Here is a 15,020-nt window from a genome sequence, read left to right on the forward strand (position 1 = left end):
GGGTGGGCCGGGGGCGGGCGGTGGGGTGGGTGGGGCGCGGTCAGTCTGTGCGGCGGGTGGCGGCGATGGCCAGGTCGACCAGGGCCTGCCGGGCCTCGGTCTCCAGGTCGACCGTGGCCAGCGCGGTCAGCGCGGCGTCGGTCAGCGCGGCGATCCGCTGCTCGGTACGCGCCAGCGCGCCGCTGTCGCTGATCATCTCCCGCAGCCGGGCGACCCCGGTCTCGTCCAGCCCGGGATCGCCGAGACCGCCGAGCAGCAGTTCGCGCCCCGCCTCGTCCGTCGCCTCCAGGGCCGCCGCCACCAGATAGGTCCGCTTGCCCTCGCGCAGGTCGTCGCCGGCGGGTTTGCCGGTCTGGGCCGGGTCGCCGAACACCCCCAGCACGTCGTCGCGGAGCTGGAACGCCTCGCCCAACGGCAGCCCGTACCCGGAGTACGCCGCCAGGACCTCGGCCGGCGCGTCGGCCAGCGCGGCGCCGAGCAGTACCGGCCGCTCGACCGTGTACTTCGCCGACTTGTAGCGGGCGACCTTGCCGGCCCGCTCCAGCGAGGTGTCGCCCGTGGCCTGGGTCAGCACGTCGAGGTACTGGCCGACGGTGACCTCCGTGCGCATCTCGTCGAAGACGGGCCGGGCGCGGGCGACCGTGCGCGGGTCCAGCCCGGAGGAGTGCAGCAGCCCGTCCGACCAGACCAGGCAGAGATCGCCCAGCAGGATGGCCGCGGCGTCGCCGAAGCCGTTCGCGTCGCCGCCCCAGCCGGCCGCCTGGTGCCGGGCCGCGAACCGGCGGTGCACCGCCGGCTCCCCGCGCCGAGTGTCGGAGCGGTCCATCAGGTCGTCGTGGATCAGCGCGCTGGCCTGCACGAACTCCAGCGCAGCGAGAGCGGTGACGACCTGGTCGGAGTCCACCCCGCCGGCGCCCCGGTAGCCCCAGTAGGCGAACGCCGGCCGCAGCCGCTTGCCGCCGCCCAGCACGAACGCCTCGATCGCCTCGGCGACCGGCATCAGGGCGTCGTCGACGCCGGTCATCCAGGTGCGCTGGTCGGCCAGGAACTCGGCCAGGGCCTTGTCGATGCGTTGACGCAGCCCGGCACGGTCGACCGGGGAAACGGGAGCAGCGTGGGTCACCCCACGACGCTAGCCGGTCGGGCTCGACCCCGTCGCACCGCCGGGGGGCCGACGCGCCGTGCGCGTCGCCGGACCCCGCCGGCCGCCCGGTCCGGGCGGCGACCCAGGGCGGGGCAGGTACGGGCCGGCAGTCGCGACCAGCGCCCGGTAGCGCCGGACGGCCGGCTCGTCGCCGTGCCCGGCCAGCCGCCGCCGCACCTCGGCCAGGTGGCCCAGCGCCCGGGGCGACCCGGCGCGGACCGCGTCGAGCAGCGCCTCGCCGGCCACGGCGCAGGCCCGCTCCACCTCGCCGAGCTGGAGATAGCCGCGGGCCAACCAGCCGCCGTAGATCGCCGAGGTGCGCGGGCGACCGGGCTGCCGGACGGCGTGCAGCGGCGCCTCGGCCGGTCGCGGCCGGCCCAGCGCGACCAGCGTGCGCCCGGTCATCGCCGCCAGCTCCAGGCCGTCGAGCCAGTAGAGCCACGGCGGCTCCCGACCCGGCTCCGGCGCATCGGTCACGCGGCGGGCCGCCTCGAGCGCCTGCCGCGCCGCCCCGGCCCGACCCCCGGCCGCCGCGGCCAGCGCCACCCGGTGCAGCAGCAGGGCGCGCAGGCCGGGGGTGGCCCACGGCCGCGCCCCGGCGTACGCCGTGCGGGCCAGCACCAGCGCGCCCTCCGGGTCGCCCACGCCGGCGAGCAGGTGGCTGGCCGAGCCGAGCACGTGCCCGGCGAACGCCGGGTCACCGGCGGTCGCGGCGGCGCGTAACGCCAGCCGGTAGGCGTCCAGCGCGCCGGCCGCGTCCCCGGCATCGGCGGCGAGCCAGCCGGCGAGCTGGGCCGACTCGGCCAGTTCGGGCAGCAGCCGGCGGCGCGCGGCCGGCCCGCACCCCGCCAACGCCCGCACCGCCCGCCCCAGCCGGTACGCCCCGAGCCCGGCCAGGTCGGCCCCGCCGGCGAGGTCGTCGAGCCGGCGCAGCTCCGCCAGCCGCACCGGCCGGGCACGCGGCCGGGCCGGGTGGGGCCCGGGGCGGTCGGCCACCACCGCAGCCGCCGGCCGGGCCGGGCCCCGAGGCGGTGCGTCGGACCCGACTGGGCGGTCCCGGTCGTCGGCCGGTTGCCCGGACCCGGCCGGGCAGGCCTCGGCGTCGCCCGGGTCGTCGGTCGGTCGGGCGGGCGCGCCGGGCAGCAGCGCGGCGCGCGGGTCGACCAGCCAGCGCTGGGCCAGGGCGAGCAGCGCCGCCCGGGACCGGGACCCGCCGAAGGACGGCGGCGGACCGAGGCGCCGGGTGCGGGCCGCGGCGTCGGCCAGCAGGTCGAGCGGCACCGCGAGGACGACGGCGAGCCAGCCGAGCCAGAACTCGCCGGGGACGCGCAGCTGCCGTTCCCACCGGGAGACCTCGTGCCGGCTGAGCGTCGGCACCGCGGAGGCGGCGCAGAGCTCGACCGCGAGCCGTAACTGGCTCCAGCCCCGGGCCAACCGGAGTTGGGCGAGCAGCGGCCCGAGCAACTGCGGAGCGGGTGGGGGCGGCGTCATCGGTCCTCCGGGCGGGGCGTCGGCGCGGGCGGCGGCGCAGGCCCGGACGGGACCCGTGCGTCACCGGTGGAAGGCTGACCCCCGCGCGTGCCCCCGGCAGGTCGACCTCCGGCCGGCCCGCCCCGCGCTGCACCATGACTACTCCGGGGGTACGACGCTTTCCGGCCCCGGCCGGGTGGACCCGGGGCCGTCCCGCGCCGGCGACCTGTCTCCCGGCAGGCCGGTCCGGGGAGCAGTCGACGCCCTGCGGCTCGGGCACCGCCCCGCGCGGACCGTTCGGCCCCCGGGTCGCGGGGCGGGCGTCGGCCGGCGCCGGCCGCTCGGTCCCGGTGCGGTGGGGCGCGTCGGCCCGCGCGCGGCCGGCGTCCCCCGCTGTGGGAAGGTCTCCGGCGCGGCGTGCCCCGCCCGCTAGAGTCGTGGGGTGGCGCTCGGTCTTCCCTCGGTCCTCCCCAATCCGCAGCCGGCGATCGGGGAGCTGATCCGTGACCACCAGCCGACCTTCTCGTTCGAGTTCTTCCCGCCCAAGACCGAGCAGGGCGAGCGGCTGCTGTGGCAGGCGATCCGCGAGCTGGAGTCGCTGCGTCCCTCGTTCGTCTCGATCACCTACGGCGCGGGCGGGTCGACCCGCGACACCACGGTCGCGGTCACCGAGCGGATCGCCACCGAGACCACCCTGCTGCCGATGGCCCACCTGACCGCGGTCGACCACTCCATCGCCGAGCTGCGCCACGTCATCGGCCGGCTCGCCGGGGTCGGGGTGCGCAACGTGCTCGCCGTGCGGGGCGACCCGCCGGGCAACCCGGGCGGCGAGTGGGTCCGCCATCCCGAGGGCGTGCTCTACGCCGAGGAGCTGGTCCGCCTGGTACGCGACGCCGGCGACTTCAGCGTGGGGGTGGCGGCGTTCCCGTACAAGCACCCGCGCTCGCCCGACGTGGCCAGCGACACGGAGCACTTCGTCCGCAAGTGCCGGGCCGGCGCCGAGTTCGCGATCACCCAGATGTTCTTCGACGCCGACGACTACCTGCGGCTGCGCGACCGGGTCGCCGCGGCCGGCTGCGACACCCCGATCCTGGCCGGCGTGATGCCGGTGACCCAGATCGGCACGATCGAGCGTTCCGTGCAGCTCTCCGGGGCGCCCTTCCCGCCGGCCCTGGCCGAGCGGTTCTCGGCGATCGCCGACGACCCGGAGGCGGTGCGCCGGCTCGGCATCGAGCAGGCCAGCGAGATGTGCCGGCGGCTGCTCGACGAGGGCGTGCCGGGGATCCACTTCATCACCCTCAACCGCTCCACCGCGACCCGCGAGGTCTGGCGCAACCTCCAGGTCGGCGCGCGGGTGTGACCGCACATGCCGCGACACCTGAGCGCCGCTGCGACGGTTGATCCGTGGTGGGCACACAGCTGAACTGGGACGACTACGCCACGGCCTGGGCCCGGCTGCACGGGGGCTTCGACCCGCGGGCGGCGGCCCCGGTCGTCCGCGCCTGGCTGCGGTTCGCCTACCACGTCGGGTTCGTGCTGGGCCGGCTCCGGGTCGGCCCGACGCCGGTCACCGTGGTCGGCGTGCTGCTCTGCGCCTGCGTGCCCCTGTTCGCCGCACGGCCGCAGGACGGCCCCTTCCTCGGGGCGCTGTTCGTGCTGCTCGCCGCGGTGGCGGACAGCGTCGACGGCGCGGTGGCGGTGGCCACGAACCGCACCACCCGGCTCGGCTACGTCTACGACTCGCTGGCCGATCGGCTCGGCGAGGTCGCCTGGCTGGCCGCGTTCTGGCTGATCGGGGCGCCCGGGGCGCTCGTCGCGACCGCCGGCGCGCTCTCCTGGCTGCACGAGTACGTGCGCGCCCGCGCCGTCTCCGCCGGCATGCGGGAGATCGGCGCGGTGACCGTGGGGGAGCGCCCCACCCGGGTCTCGGTCGCCCTGGTCGGGCTGCTGCTGGCCGGGCTGACCGGGCTGATCGAGCCGGACCTGGCGGCCGGCACCATCACCATGGCGACCGCCGTCTGGGTGCTGCTGGCCGGCTTCGGGCTGGGCCAACTCCTCTCCGCCGTCCGCCGCGCCCTGATCGACGCCGGCTGACCGCGCGCTGCCCGCGCAGTGCCGCCCGCGCGCCGCCCGCGCGCAGTGCTGACCGCCGCCCGGATGTCGGGAAGGTGCCCTTCCGCGCACCGGCCCTACCAGGCGGGGCCGATCTCGTCGGCGACGATCTGGGCGGAGAGCGTCACCATCGGCAGGCCGCCCCCGGGGTGGCTGGAGCCGCCGACCAGCCACAGCCCGTGCGCCGGGCCCCGGTTGGCCGGGCGGAGCAGGCCGCCGGCGGTGCCGTAGATCGACCCACCCGGGGCACCCGTCGCGTCGGCCAGGTCGGCCGGGGTGCGGACCTCCCGGAACACCAGCCGGTCCCGCACGTCGACGCCGCGCTCGGCCAGCACGTCGAGGACCCGGTCGGCGTACGCCTCGGCGAGGCCGGGCCGACGCCAGTCGACCGCGCCGGCGGCGGTGCCGTGCCGGGGCGCGTTGACCAGCACGAACCACGCCTCGTGGCCGGCCGGACGGACCATCGGGTCGTCGGCCACGGTGACGAAGACGGTGGGGTCCGCCGCCGGTCGGGCGCGCACGCCGCGCCCCGGCTGGCCGAAGACCGCGTCGAACTCGGCGTCGTAGTCGCGGGGGAAGAACACGGTGTGGTGGGCCAGCCCCGAGCCCCCGGCGACGCCGAGCAGCAGCACGAAGCCGGCCAGGCTGCGGTCGGTCAGCCCGGCCAGCCGACGCGGGCTGGGCAGCAGGTCCCGGTAGAGGGTCAGCGCGTCGACGTTGGCCACCACCACGTCGGCGGGGACCGGCGCGGTGACGCCGCGCAGGCGTACGCCGTGCACCCGGCCGCCCGCGGCGTCGATCCGGGTGACCGTGGCGCCGGTCTGCACGACCACGCCGAGGTCCAGGCAGCGGGTCAGCAGCGCGTCGGCGAGCGTGCCCAGCCCGCCGCGCAGGTACCAGCCGCCGAAGGCCAGTTCGGCGTACGGCACGGCGACCAGCGCGGCCGGCGCGCGGCGCGGGTCGGCGCCGGTGTAGGTGGCATACCGGTCGAGCAGCATCCGCAGCCGGGGGTCGGACAGGTGCCGCCGGCCCAGCCCGCGCAGCGTCCGGCCGGGCCCGATGGCGGCCAGGTCGCCCAGCCGCCAGGCCAGCGCGGCCAGGTCCAGCGGGGAGCCGATCGGGCGGCGCAGGACGTCCTGGTGGGACGCCTGCCAGACCCGCGCGGCCCGGCGCCACAGCCGCTGCCAGTCCGCCGCGGCCCGGTCGCCGAAGGCCGCGCCGATCCGGGCGGCGAACTCGGCCGGGTCGGCGCACGAGTCGAGGGCCGGGCCGCCGCCGGGGAAGACGTGCCGCACGATCGGGTCCACCGGCACCAGGTCCAGGTACTCGTCGAGCTTCGCGCCGGTCGCCTCGAACAGGTCGTGGAAGACGTCGGGCAGGGTGAGCAGGCTCGGCCCGGTGTCGAAGTGGAACGGGCCGGCCGGGGTGTCGTGGACGTACCGGCCGAGCTTGCCGCCGACGGTGTCCGCGCGTTCCAACACGGTGACCTGGTGCCCGGTGGCGGCCAGCCGGGCGGCGGTGGCGAGCCCTCCCACCCCGGCGCCGACGACCACGATCCGCGCCATGCCGCGCCTCCCTAGGTGACGGGGCGGCCGCGCCAGGACAGGCGTCGCCGCTTCCGCAGATGGTACGACCGCAGGGTCAGCCAGCCGAGGACCACGACCGACACGGGGTGTGCCAGCGCGTCGGGCCACCACCGCCCGCCGGTCGCCCGGGCGCTGACCACCCGTCCGGCCACGCCCAGCAGGTAGGCGACCAGCGCGACCGCCGACGCCCGTGGGGAAATCGGGGCGAGCACCACCGCCAGCAGCGGGGGAGCGGTGTAGAGCAGGAGCAGCGCCGCGACCACCAGGGCCGCCGCGCCCGGGTGGCCGAAGGTCGCCCAGAGCGACTTCGAGTAGCCGTCGCGCAGCTGCGGCCAGTCCTCGTACATGCGGCAGGCGGCCAGCCGGGAGCCGTCGGCGAGGGCGATCCGGCCGCCGGCCCGCTTGACCGCGCGGGCCAGCTCGATGTCCTCCAGGATCCTGTCCGCGACGGCGGCGTGCCCTCCGGCCGCGTCGTAGCCCGCCCGGTCCACCACCAGGAACTGCCCGCCCGCGGCGGCCAGCGACGGCCGCGGCGAGCGCTCCATCGCCCGCAGCGGCAGGAAGGTCAGCCACAGCCACTGCAGCAGCGGCTGGACCAGCCGGTCGGCCGCCGTCGCCACCAGGATCCGGGGGTACGGAGACAGCAGCGTCACCCGCGCGGCGCGCAGCTCGGTGACCGCCGCCGCGACCGCGTCCGGGGCGAGCACCACGTCGGCGTCGACGAAGACCAGGACGGTCGCCGTGGGATCGGCGCGGGCGGCCAGCTGCCAGCAGGCGTGCGGCTTGCCCAGCCAGCCCGGCGGCGGGGCGACCCCGTCGAGCAGGGTGACCCGGGGATCGTCGCCGGCCACCGCGCGGACCACCTCCGCCGTGCCGTCGGTCGACCCGTCGTCGAGCACCACGACGCGCAGCGCCGGCACGCCCCGCTGGGCGAGCAGCGCGCGCAGGCAGGGGGCGACCCGCCCGGCCTCGTCGCGCAGCGGCAGCAGCACCGCCACGGGCTCGGTGACCGGCGCCGGCCGGTCGGTCGGGCGGCGCAGCCAGCGGCCGGCGTTGACCAGGGTGTGCGCGGTCAACGCGGCGACGCCGAGCAGCAGCGCGAGGACGGCGGTCATGCCGTCGCGTCGACGCCGGGGCGCTGCGGCTGACGGGGCTGAATCCGGTCGTCGCGGCGGGAGCGGACCAGCGTCAACGCCAGCGGCACGGCGGCCACCGACATGCCGGCCGCGCCCCACAGCGCCGAGGCGGGCAGGTCGAGGAAGACCGCGTGGGCCAGCACGCTGGAGAAGTACGTCCACAGCCAGAGCGCGAACATCGGGTGGTCCCGCCCGTCGGTGCCGGCCACGGCGGGCCCGGCCAGCGGGCGCAGCGCGCCCATCATCAGCACGGCGAAGAGCAGCCAGCCCAGGTAGTTGCTCACCGGGATGCCGGGCAGGCCGGGCAGCGCGGGGGTGGCGTCCCGCCAGACCCAGTAGCCCTCGGCCACCATCTGCGGGTCGAGGAAGAGGTCCCAGGCGGCCAGCCCGACGGCGGCCAGCGCGATCCGCCGGACGGGGAACCGGCCGCCCCGGCGTCCCGGTCGGCCCCCGGCGTCACCCCGGCGCCCTGGCAGGCCGCCGGCGTCGCCGCCGGTCAGCCGGGTGGCGGCCAGCCAGGCCGGCCAGGCCATCCACGTCCAGGCCAGCGGGATGATCAGCGGCACTCCGGCCAGCTTCGGCCCCAGCTCGCCGGAGTAGTCGTAGCTGCCGAACGGGAAGCCGGTGGCCACGCCGAGCGCCTCGATGGCGAATCCGCCGACGGTGGCCACCGCGACCAGCGCCGCCGCCGTACGCGGGCCCCGGCTGAGCAGTGCGTGGCCGACCGAGAGCAGGTAGCCGAGCACGACGGTGGCGACGGTCAGCCGGGCCCGGGTCTCCCCGGTGGTCAGCGGGTAGCAGATCTGCGCCAGCACCAGCACGGCCAGCAGCGTCCAGGGCAGCCGCCGGGTCACGGCGCGGCCCGACCGGCCCGGCCGGGCGGGGCGGGCGCCGGCGGCTCCAGCGGCAGGTCCCGGCCGAGCACGCCGAACGGGCGCTCGTCGCCGGGGAAGCGGAAGTGGCGCAGGACGTCGACGAAGCCGAACCGGCGGTACAGCCGCCAGGCCCGGGACCGCTGCTCGTCGGCCTCCGGCGTGGAGAGCAGGGTGGTCGTCCCCTCCGCCAGGGTGAGCAGGGCCCGCAGCTGCCCCGCGCCCAGGCCGTGCCCCTGCGCGGGCGGCCGGACGTGCAGCTCCACCACCTCGAAGCAGTCGGTCAGCCAGCGCTGCCGGGCCGGGGTGTGCAGCGCCCGCCACACCTGGTCGTGCCACCACTGCCCGGGGGCGCCGAGATAGCCGTAGCCGAAGCCGGCCAGGTGACCCTCGCTGGTCAGACTGGCGACGGCGCGGAAGCCGGGCCGGCGTACGTGGGTGGCGATGTAGCCGCGCCGCGCCTCCAGCAGGTCGGTGCGGTACCCCATGGCCTCGCCGTAGACGGCCACCACGTCGTCCAGCCGTCGGACGAGATCGTCCGGTGTCCACCGCACCAACCTCATGACCGTGCACCCTCCACCGCTCCCGGGCCGCCGTCCGCGACCCACCCCAGCACCGCCCGGTCACCGACCACGTCGCGCACCTCGAACCGTGCGAAGAGTTCCTCCGCGTACCACCCCTCGGTGGGAGTCCGCATGATCGCGGCGCGGTGCTCCGGGTGACGGTACGCGAACGCCACGAGGTCCGCCGGGTCACGCCACACGCTCACCGTGCCCTGCCAGCCCAGCGGGGCCTCGCCGACGCCGAACCGGGCCAGCAGGCCGGGCGCGGCGTGCAACGCGGCGGCGACCGGGGGGATCGCCCGCCAGAAGGTGACCGCCCGCCGGGGGCGCAGCCGGGCCCGGGTCAGGGCCAGCACCGGGCCGGTGACTCGGCCGCCGGGCGGCTCGCCGAACGGCCGGCGGCCCGACCACTCGCCCCGGCTGCTCAGCGGGCGCAGGTCGACCCGGACGGCCGCGCGGGAGAGACGCGCCCAGGCGCGCCCCACCGGCGAGTCGTCGAAACGGGCGGACGCGGCGGGGGAGTCCCACACGGTCAGCGCCGCCCACCGGGTCAGGTCGGCGTCGCCGGGCCCGAAGCCGGTGCCGCTCCCGGTGCCGAGCAGCTTGCCGAACCGCACGCCGGGTAGCGCGCGCAGCCGGCGGGGGTCGACCGCCATCCGGGTCAGCGCCCGGGGCAGCGCGGCGCGGGAGGTGCGCCACACGTGCAGGGTGACCAGCTCCGGGACGCCGTCCACGCCGTCGGTGCCGCTGCTGAGCCCGATGGTTCGCTCGCTCCGCTCGCTCACGCCACCGCCTCGCTCCGCTCGACGGCGGCGCGAGGCGCCACGCTGCTGAGCCCGATGGTTCGCTCGCTCCGCTCGCTCACGCCACCTCGGCCGGCGTGCCGCCGGTGACCCGCAGCAGTTCCCGGTACGTGGTGGGGAAGACCGCCTGCGGGACGCCGCCGGCCGCCCAGACCTCGTCGTACCGCTCGAGGGCGGTGTCGACCAGGGTGCGCAGTGGGCGCGGGTGGCCGACCGGGGCGACCCCGCCGATCACCTGCCCGGTGTGCGCGCGGACGAAGTCCGGGGTGGCCCGGCGCAGCCGGGTGATCCCGATGGACGCGGCCAGGCCGGCGGTGTCCACCCGGTGCGCGCCGGAGGTGAGCACCAGCAGCGGCGCGCCGTCCGCCTCGAAGACGAGCGAGTTGGCGATCTGGCCGACCCCGACGCCGAGCGACTCGGCGGCGGCCACGGCGGTGTGGACCGCGTCGGGCAGCAGGCGGACGGCGCTCGGCGCGCCGGACCCGTCCCGCGCGCCTGCGGCGTCGAGCACGTCCTGAACCGCCCGTACGTTCGGGTGTGGCTGCATGCCGCCATTCTTCCCGGTACGCCCGCCGCCGGCTCACCCGGCCACGCCGACTCCCTTCGCGGGGGCGCGGCCGGCACGGGGTCGCGGGCCGGCGCTCCGGTCGGCTCAGCGGGGGACGGCGACGGCGTCCAGCGCGGGCGGTGCGGCGGCCCGGGGCGTGGCGACCCGGGCCGTCTCGGCCAGCGCGACGCCGACCAGTACCAGGAGCCCGCCGGCGAGCTGGGCGGTGTTGAGCGCCTCGCCGGCGCCGAGGACGACCCAGGCGACCGCCGAGGCGATCACCGGCTCGACCATGCCGACGATCCCGACACTGGTCGCCGGGAGGTGCCGCATCGCCCCGGCGACCAGCAGGTACGGCACGATCGAGCCGAGCACCACCACGTACCCGCAGAGCAGCGCCACCGGCACGCCCCGGTCGGTGTCGGCGGTCAGCGGCTCCCAGCCGCCGGCGCCCACGGTGACGGCGCGGGTGAGCAGGCCCGCCACGGCGGAGGCGCCGAAGGCCCAGGTGCACAGCGACAGCGTGTCCCGTCGCGCCACGCCGTGCGAGCCGAGCACGTAGTAGCCGGCGAGGAAGACCGCGGCGCCGAGACCGGCGAGCACGCCGAGGCCGTCCAGCTTCAGCTCGCCCCACACCTCGGCCACACAACCGAGGCCGAGCAGGCTCAGCGCCAGGCCGGCCCAGAGCCGCGGGCGTACGCGGTGGCGTTGGCCGAACCGGGCCCAGAGGGCGACCAGCAGCGGGGCGGTGTACTCGAACAGCAGCCCGATCCCGACCGGCAGCCGGGAGATGGCGACGAAGTAGAGCATCGGCACGGCGAAGAAGCCGGTCAGCCCGTACCCGATCAGCAGCGGCAGTTGGCGGGGGGTGACCCGGAGCCGGCGCGCCCCCGGGCGCAGCAGCAGGCTCAGGGCCAGCAGCCCGGTGACGGCGCCGACGGCGCGCAGCAGGGTGAGCTGCGGTGCGTCCAGACCGGCGCGGAGCACCAGCTTGGAGACCGTGCCGTTGACGGCGAACAGTGCTCCCGAGCCGAGCACCATGGCGACCCCGAGGGCGGGGCGGGGGGTTGTCACGAGCGGAGGCTACCGCCGCCCTCGTCAGGGCCGTAAGGGTCACCAGTCGTTACATCGGTCGCACCGCCCGCCGGTGCGCCGCGCGGGCCGGCGTGCCCCGGATCCTCCGTTGCCCCGCCCGGCCTGGGGCGGTACGCCGCCGTGGCCGCGCCGGCGGGCGCCGGGAGCTGCCGCCCGACAAGGGTGCGGCGCGTGGGGGACGCCGGCCGACTCCCGCGCGCCACACGTTGCATTTTCGTCGGAGGGAGGGTGTACTGTCAGCAGTAGTTAGAACGAGTGTTCGATTGCCTCGAACGCCCGTTCCAAACAGCCCGGGGCGGTGTTTCGCGGCGCCGGTCCCGGGCGGTGCGGCTCCGCGGGCCGCACCGGGGTCCCGGGCAGTCGCGAGCCCGGCCCGTCAGGCAGGAGCGTCGCCCGCCGCCCACGACCCCCGGGCGGCGGGCGACGAACCCGCTGGTTGTGCCGGCCGGGTGTGGTGTGGGGAAGCGTCCACACCCGGCCGGCCTCCCCATCCGGTGCGTCTTCCTCCGCACCACTCGCCCGGCGTCCCGCCGGCGGACCAGCTCCGCCCTCAGGGGCGGCTCGGCCACGTGGAGGAGACAGTCCCATGCCGACCAACCCGGCTCAGGCACCGACGGTGCCGGCGCACGTGCTGCCGCACCGCACCCCCGCCCAGCTTCTCGCGGTGGCCCGTCACGGGCTGGCCGAGGCCGCCCAGACCCGCCCCGACGGCCTCCGCTACGCGGCCGCCCACCTGGCCGCGCTGCGCGCGGCGGCGGCCCTGCTCGCCGCCCGGGCGCGTCCCGCCCCGGCCCGGCGCAACCGGATCACCAGCGTCTGGGTCCTGCTCTCCGGTGTCGCCCCCGAGCTCGACGAGTGGGCCAGGTTCTTCGCCCTCGGCGCCGGCAAGCGCGCCGCCGCCGAGGCCGGCATCCCGCGGGTCGTGACCGCCCGGGAGGCCGACGACCTGCTGCGCGCCGCCGAACAGTTCGTCGCGGTGGTGGAGGCCGCGCTCGGCGTGGCCCACCAACCGGCGCTCGACGGCCTCGCCGCCTGATCCGTGGCGCCTGGGCCGCCCGGCGGGGGGAGCCGGGCGGCCCAAGCGCCACGCGCACATTCCGATCGACAGCACGACGGGGGGTAGGTCCGATGGCGGGCCGGATGGTGGTCGGTTCCGCCGCACTGGCCGCTCTGGTGCGTCCGGCGAGCGCGCCGGATCCGGCGGGCGGTCACCGGGTGCTGCCGGTGGCCCCGGAGCTGACCGGGCTGCTGCCCAACCGGGGGCTGCGGCGCGGCAGCACGATCGCGGTCGCCACCGGTCAACCCCGGCGCAGCGGCGGCACCTCGCTGGTCCTGGCGCTGCTCGCCGAGGCGTCCCGGGCCGGTTCGTGGTGCGCCGTGGTGGGGGTGCCGACGTTCGGGGCGGGCGCGGCCGCCGAACTCGGCATCGCCCTGGACCGGCTCGCCCTGGTGCCCCACCCGGGCCCGGAGTGGGCCACCGTCATCGCCGCGCTGATCGACGGGGTGGACGTCGTGGTCACCGCCGTGCCGGCGACGGTCTCCGCCTCGGTCGCCAACCGGCTGGCCGCCCGGGCCCGGCAACGGGGCAGCGTCCTCGTCCCGTACGGGCGGTGGGACGGCGCGGACGTGACCCTCCAGGTGGTCCGGGGAGCCTGGGAGGGGCTCGGGACGGGCCGGGGCCGGCTGCGCCGCCGCGAGGTCACCGTCTCGGCGCGTGGGCGCGGGGCCGCCGCCCGCCCCAAGGAGATCAAGATGTGGCTGCCCGGGGACGGGCTCACCCGGGTCATTCCCCGCTCCGCCCCCGGCCCTGCCGCCGGGTCCGTCACCGGCCGGTCGGCCGCCGGCCGGCTCCGCCCGGTCGCCGCGGCCACCGTGTCCGCCCCGCCGGTCGCCGCGTCCGCCGACACCTCCCGGCACGGCCCGCTCACCCTGGTCGGTCCGGCATGACCGGCGCGCCGGTGCGGACCCTGCTGCTCTGGTGCCCGGACTGGCCGGTGCTCGCCGCCGAGATCGTCGACGGGGTGCCCGCCACCGGCCCGGTCGCCGTGCTGCACGCCAACCGGGTGGTCGCCTGCTCGGAGCGGGCGCGCGCCGAGGGGGTGCGCCGGGGGCTGCGCAAACGGGAGGCGCAGGGGCGCTGCCCGCAGCTCACCGTCGTCGAGTACGACCCGGGGCGGGACGCCCGGGCGTTCGAGCCGGTGGTCGCCGCGGTCGAGGAGTTGGTCGCGGGCGTCGAGGTGGTGCGTCCCGGCGCGTGTGCGGTGGCGGCCCGGGGGCCGAGCCGCTACCTGGGGGGAGAGGAGGCGGCCGCCGAGCGGATCGTCGAGCACGTCGCCCAGGCGTGCGCGGTGGAGAGCCAGGTCGGCATCGCCGACGGGGTCTTCGCCGCCGGGCTGGCCGCCCGCGCCGGGCAGGTCGTCCCGCCCGGCGCGACACCGCGGTTCCTCGCCGACCTGCCGGTCGAGGCGCTCGGCCGGCCGGCCCTGACCGACCTGCTGCGCCGGCTCGGCGTACGCACCCTGGGTGACTTCGCCGCGCTGCCCGCCGGCGACGTGCTGGCCCGGTTCGGCTTCGACGGCGCGCTCGCCCACCGGCTGGCCGCCGGGCGGGACCACCGTCCACTCGCCGTCCGGCAGCCCCCGGCCGACCTCGCGGTCACCGCCGACCACGACGAGCCGCTCGACCGGGTCGACACGGCGGCCTTCGCCGCCCGGGCGCTGGCCGAGCGGCTGCACGACCGGCTCGCCGCGCACGGGCTGGCCTGTACCCGCCTCGGCATCGAGGCAGTCACCGCGCACGGCCAGGAGTTGCACCGGGTCTGGCGGCACGACGGGCTGCTCAGCTCGGCCGCCATCGCGGACCGGGTGCGCTGGCAGCTCGACGGCTGGCTGTCCGGTGGTGCCGGCCGGGGCGGCGCCCGCCCGGCCCGGCCGACGGCGGGCATCATCCGGCTGCGGTTGGTCCCCGACGGGGTGATCGCCCAGGCCGGCCTGCAACCCGGCCTGTGGGGGGAGGCCGGCGAGGAGCGGGAGCGGGCGCACCGGGCGTTGAGCAGGGTGCAGGGCATCCTCGGCCCCGAGGCCGTGGTCACCGCGGTGCTCGGCGGCGGCCGTTCGCCCGCCGACCAGGTGCGCCTGGTGCCGTGGGGGGACGAACGCCTGCCGGCCCGCCCCGGCCCACCGCCCCTGCCGGACGGGCCGTCGGACCGGCCGGGTCAGTCGTCCCTGCCGGACCGGCCGTCGCCGCTGCCGGACCGGTCGCCGCTGTCGGGCCGGTCGTCGGCGCGGTCGGGCGAGCCGCCGTGGCCGGGGCGGCTGCCGCCGCCCGCGCCTGCGGTGGTGCTGCCCGACCCGCTCGCCGCGGCCGTGCACGACGCCGCCGGCGAGCCGGTCGTGGTCAGCGCGCGGCTCCAGGTCAACGCCGCGCCGGCCCGGCTGACCGTGGGCACCGCGCGGCCGGCCGAGATCGTCGGCTGGGCCGGCCCGTGGCCGGTCGACGAGCGCTGGTGGGCGCCGGCCGAGGCCCGCCGCCGGGCCCGGTTCCAGGTCTGCCTGGCCGACGGCACGGCCCTGCTGCTCGCGGTGGAGGCCGGGCACTGGCTGGTGGAGGCGATCTATGACTGAGGGCGCCCGGCCGACTGCGGGCGTCGCCGCCGAGCGGCAGCGGCACGACGTCAACCCGGCGGGGCCCCG

General features: G+C 78.0%; 14 protein-coding genes. 5 read left to right on the plus strand and 9 right to left on the minus strand.

All coding sequences use genetic code 11. The annotated features are described in order from the left end of the window. Nucleotides 1-40: 40 nt before the first annotated feature. Together ACZ6O2_RS05785 and ACZ6O2_RS05790 are read right to left on the minus strand one after the other, a co-directional pair. Nucleotides 41-1,123: a polyprenyl synthetase family protein gene (locus ACZ6O2_RS05785; RefSeq protein ID WP_466022131.1), complete on the minus strand. Its 1,083-nt coding sequence runs from the start codon at nucleotides 1,121-1,123 to the stop codon at nucleotides 41-43. 9 nt (nucleotides 1,124-1,132) lie between these two features. Further along, entirely contained in the window at nucleotides 1,133-2,635 is a 1,503-nt protein-coding gene (locus ACZ6O2_RS05790; RefSeq protein WP_466022132.1) for a helix-turn-helix domain-containing protein, read from the minus strand. 421 nt (nucleotides 2,636-3,056) lie between these two features. On the opposite strand from ACZ6O2_RS05790, the gene metF reads away from it, so the two are divergent. Together metF and ACZ6O2_RS05800 are read left to right on the plus strand one after the other, a co-directional pair. Continuing rightward, nucleotides 3,057-3,974 (plus strand): methylenetetrahydrofolate reductase [NAD(P)H], encoded by a 918-nt coding sequence (metF, locus tag ACZ6O2_RS05795; protein ID WP_350712124.1) that lies wholly within the window; start codon nucleotides 3,057-3,059, stop codon nucleotides 3,972-3,974. Between the two features lie 44 nt (nucleotides 3,975-4,018). Then, nucleotides 4,019-4,708, plus strand: coding sequence for a CDP-alcohol phosphatidyltransferase family protein (locus ACZ6O2_RS05800; RefSeq protein ID WP_466022133.1), 690 nt, complete (start codon nucleotides 4,019-4,021; stop codon nucleotides 4,706-4,708). A gap of 95 nt (nucleotides 4,709-4,803) precedes the next feature. Here the strand turns inward: ACZ6O2_RS05800 and ACZ6O2_RS05805 are convergent, their stop codons facing one another. The 7 genes from ACZ6O2_RS05805 to ACZ6O2_RS05835 all read right to left on the minus strand — a co-directional run bounded on the left by ACZ6O2_RS05805 (nucleotide 4,804) and on the right by ACZ6O2_RS05835 (nucleotide 11,307). Further along, the gene (locus tag ACZ6O2_RS05805) at nucleotides 4,804-6,291 is read right to left on the minus strand and encodes a phytoene desaturase family protein (RefSeq protein WP_466022134.1); all 1,488 of its coding nucleotides are present in this window, start codon (nucleotides 6,289-6,291) and stop codon (nucleotides 4,804-4,806) included. 11 nt (nucleotides 6,292-6,302) lie between these two features. After that, nucleotides 6,303-7,427, minus strand: coding sequence for a glycosyltransferase family 2 protein (locus tag ACZ6O2_RS05810; protein WP_466022135.1), 1,125 nt, complete (start codon nucleotides 7,425-7,427; stop codon nucleotides 6,303-6,305). Continuing rightward, the gene (locus ACZ6O2_RS05815; protein ID WP_350712120.1) at nucleotides 7,424-8,302 is read right to left on the minus strand and encodes a carotenoid biosynthesis protein; all 879 of its coding nucleotides are present in this window, start codon (nucleotides 8,300-8,302) and stop codon (nucleotides 7,424-7,426) included. The genes ACZ6O2_RS05810 and ACZ6O2_RS05815 overlap by 4 nt, the downstream gene beginning before the upstream one ends. Then, nucleotides 8,299-8,883 (minus strand): GNAT family N-acetyltransferase, encoded by a 585-nt coding sequence (locus ACZ6O2_RS05820; protein WP_350712119.1) that lies wholly within the window; start codon nucleotides 8,881-8,883, stop codon nucleotides 8,299-8,301. Before ACZ6O2_RS05820 ends, ACZ6O2_RS05815 begins: the two co-directional genes overlap by 4 nt. Beyond that, nucleotides 8,880-9,644 (minus strand): monooxygenase, encoded by a 765-nt coding sequence (locus ACZ6O2_RS05825; RefSeq protein ID WP_350712138.1) that lies wholly within the window; start codon nucleotides 9,642-9,644, stop codon nucleotides 8,880-8,882. Before ACZ6O2_RS05825 ends, ACZ6O2_RS05820 begins: the two co-directional genes overlap by 4 nt. A gap of 100 nt (nucleotides 9,645-9,744) precedes the next feature. Next, nucleotides 9,745-10,233: a YbaK/EbsC family protein gene (locus ACZ6O2_RS05830; RefSeq protein WP_466022136.1), complete on the minus strand. Its 489-nt coding sequence runs from the start codon at nucleotides 10,231-10,233 to the stop codon at nucleotides 9,745-9,747. Nucleotides 10,234-10,338: 105 nt separating this feature from the next. Further along, complete coding sequence (locus ACZ6O2_RS05835; protein WP_466022137.1) at nucleotides 10,339-11,307, minus strand: EamA family transporter; 969 nt, start codon at nucleotides 11,305-11,307, stop codon at nucleotides 10,339-10,341. 607 nt (nucleotides 11,308-11,914) lie between these two features. Here ACZ6O2_RS05835 and ACZ6O2_RS05840 point away from each other — a divergent pair. The 3 genes from ACZ6O2_RS05840 (at nucleotide 11,915) to ACZ6O2_RS05850 (ending at nucleotide 14,951) form a co-directional block, all read left to right on the plus strand. After that, nucleotides 11,915-12,364 carry an SAV_6107 family HEPN domain-containing protein gene (locus tag ACZ6O2_RS05840; RefSeq protein ID WP_350712116.1) on the plus strand — a complete coding sequence of 150 codons (450 nt, stop codon included), beginning with the start codon at nucleotides 11,915-11,917 and terminating at the stop codon, nucleotides 12,362-12,364. A 92-nt stretch (nucleotides 12,365-12,456) separates the two neighbouring features. Continuing rightward, nucleotides 12,457-13,275: a hypothetical protein gene (locus ACZ6O2_RS05845; protein ID WP_466022138.1), complete on the plus strand. Its 819-nt coding sequence runs from the start codon at nucleotides 12,457-12,459 to the stop codon at nucleotides 13,273-13,275. After that, nucleotides 13,272-14,951, plus strand: coding sequence for a DNA polymerase Y family protein (locus ACZ6O2_RS05850; protein WP_466022139.1), 1,680 nt, complete (start codon nucleotides 13,272-13,274; stop codon nucleotides 14,949-14,951). The genes ACZ6O2_RS05845 and ACZ6O2_RS05850 overlap by 4 nt, the downstream gene beginning before the upstream one ends. The last annotated feature ends 69 nt before the right edge of the window (nucleotides 14,952-15,020 follow it).

Source organism: Micromonospora sp. NPDC048040 (assembly GCF_055587185.1).

Bases quoted from the DNA above. Each gene is read 5' to 3' on its own strand.
- ACZ6O2_RS05790 (WP_466022132.1), bottom strand. From the start codon at position 2,635: ATGACGCCGCCCCCACCCGCTCCGCAGTTGCTCGGGCCGCTGCTCGCC.
- ACZ6O2_RS05805 (WP_466022134.1), bottom strand. From the start codon at position 6,291: ATGGCGCGGATCGTGGTCGTCGGCGCCGGGGTGGGAGGGCTCGCCACC.
- ACZ6O2_RS05810 (WP_466022135.1), bottom strand. From the start codon at position 7,427: ATGACCGCCGTCCTCGCGCTGCTGCTCGGCGTCGCCGCGTTGACCGCG.
- ACZ6O2_RS05820 (WP_350712119.1), bottom strand. From the start codon at position 8,883: ATGAGGTTGGTGCGGTGGACACCGGACGATCTCGTCCGACGGCTGGAC.
- ACZ6O2_RS05830 (WP_466022136.1), bottom strand. From the start codon at position 10,233: ATGCAGCCACACCCGAACGTACGGGCGGTTCAGGACGTGCTCGACGCC.
- ACZ6O2_RS05840 (WP_350712116.1), top strand. From the start codon at position 11,915: ATGCCGACCAACCCGGCTCAGGCACCGACGGTGCCGGCGCACGTGCTG.
- ACZ6O2_RS05845 (WP_466022138.1), top strand. From the start codon at position 12,457: ATGGCGGGCCGGATGGTGGTCGGTTCCGCCGCACTGGCCGCTCTGGTG.
- ACZ6O2_RS05850 (WP_466022139.1), top strand. From the start codon at position 13,272: ATGACCGGCGCGCCGGTGCGGACCCTGCTGCTCTGGTGCCCGGACTGG.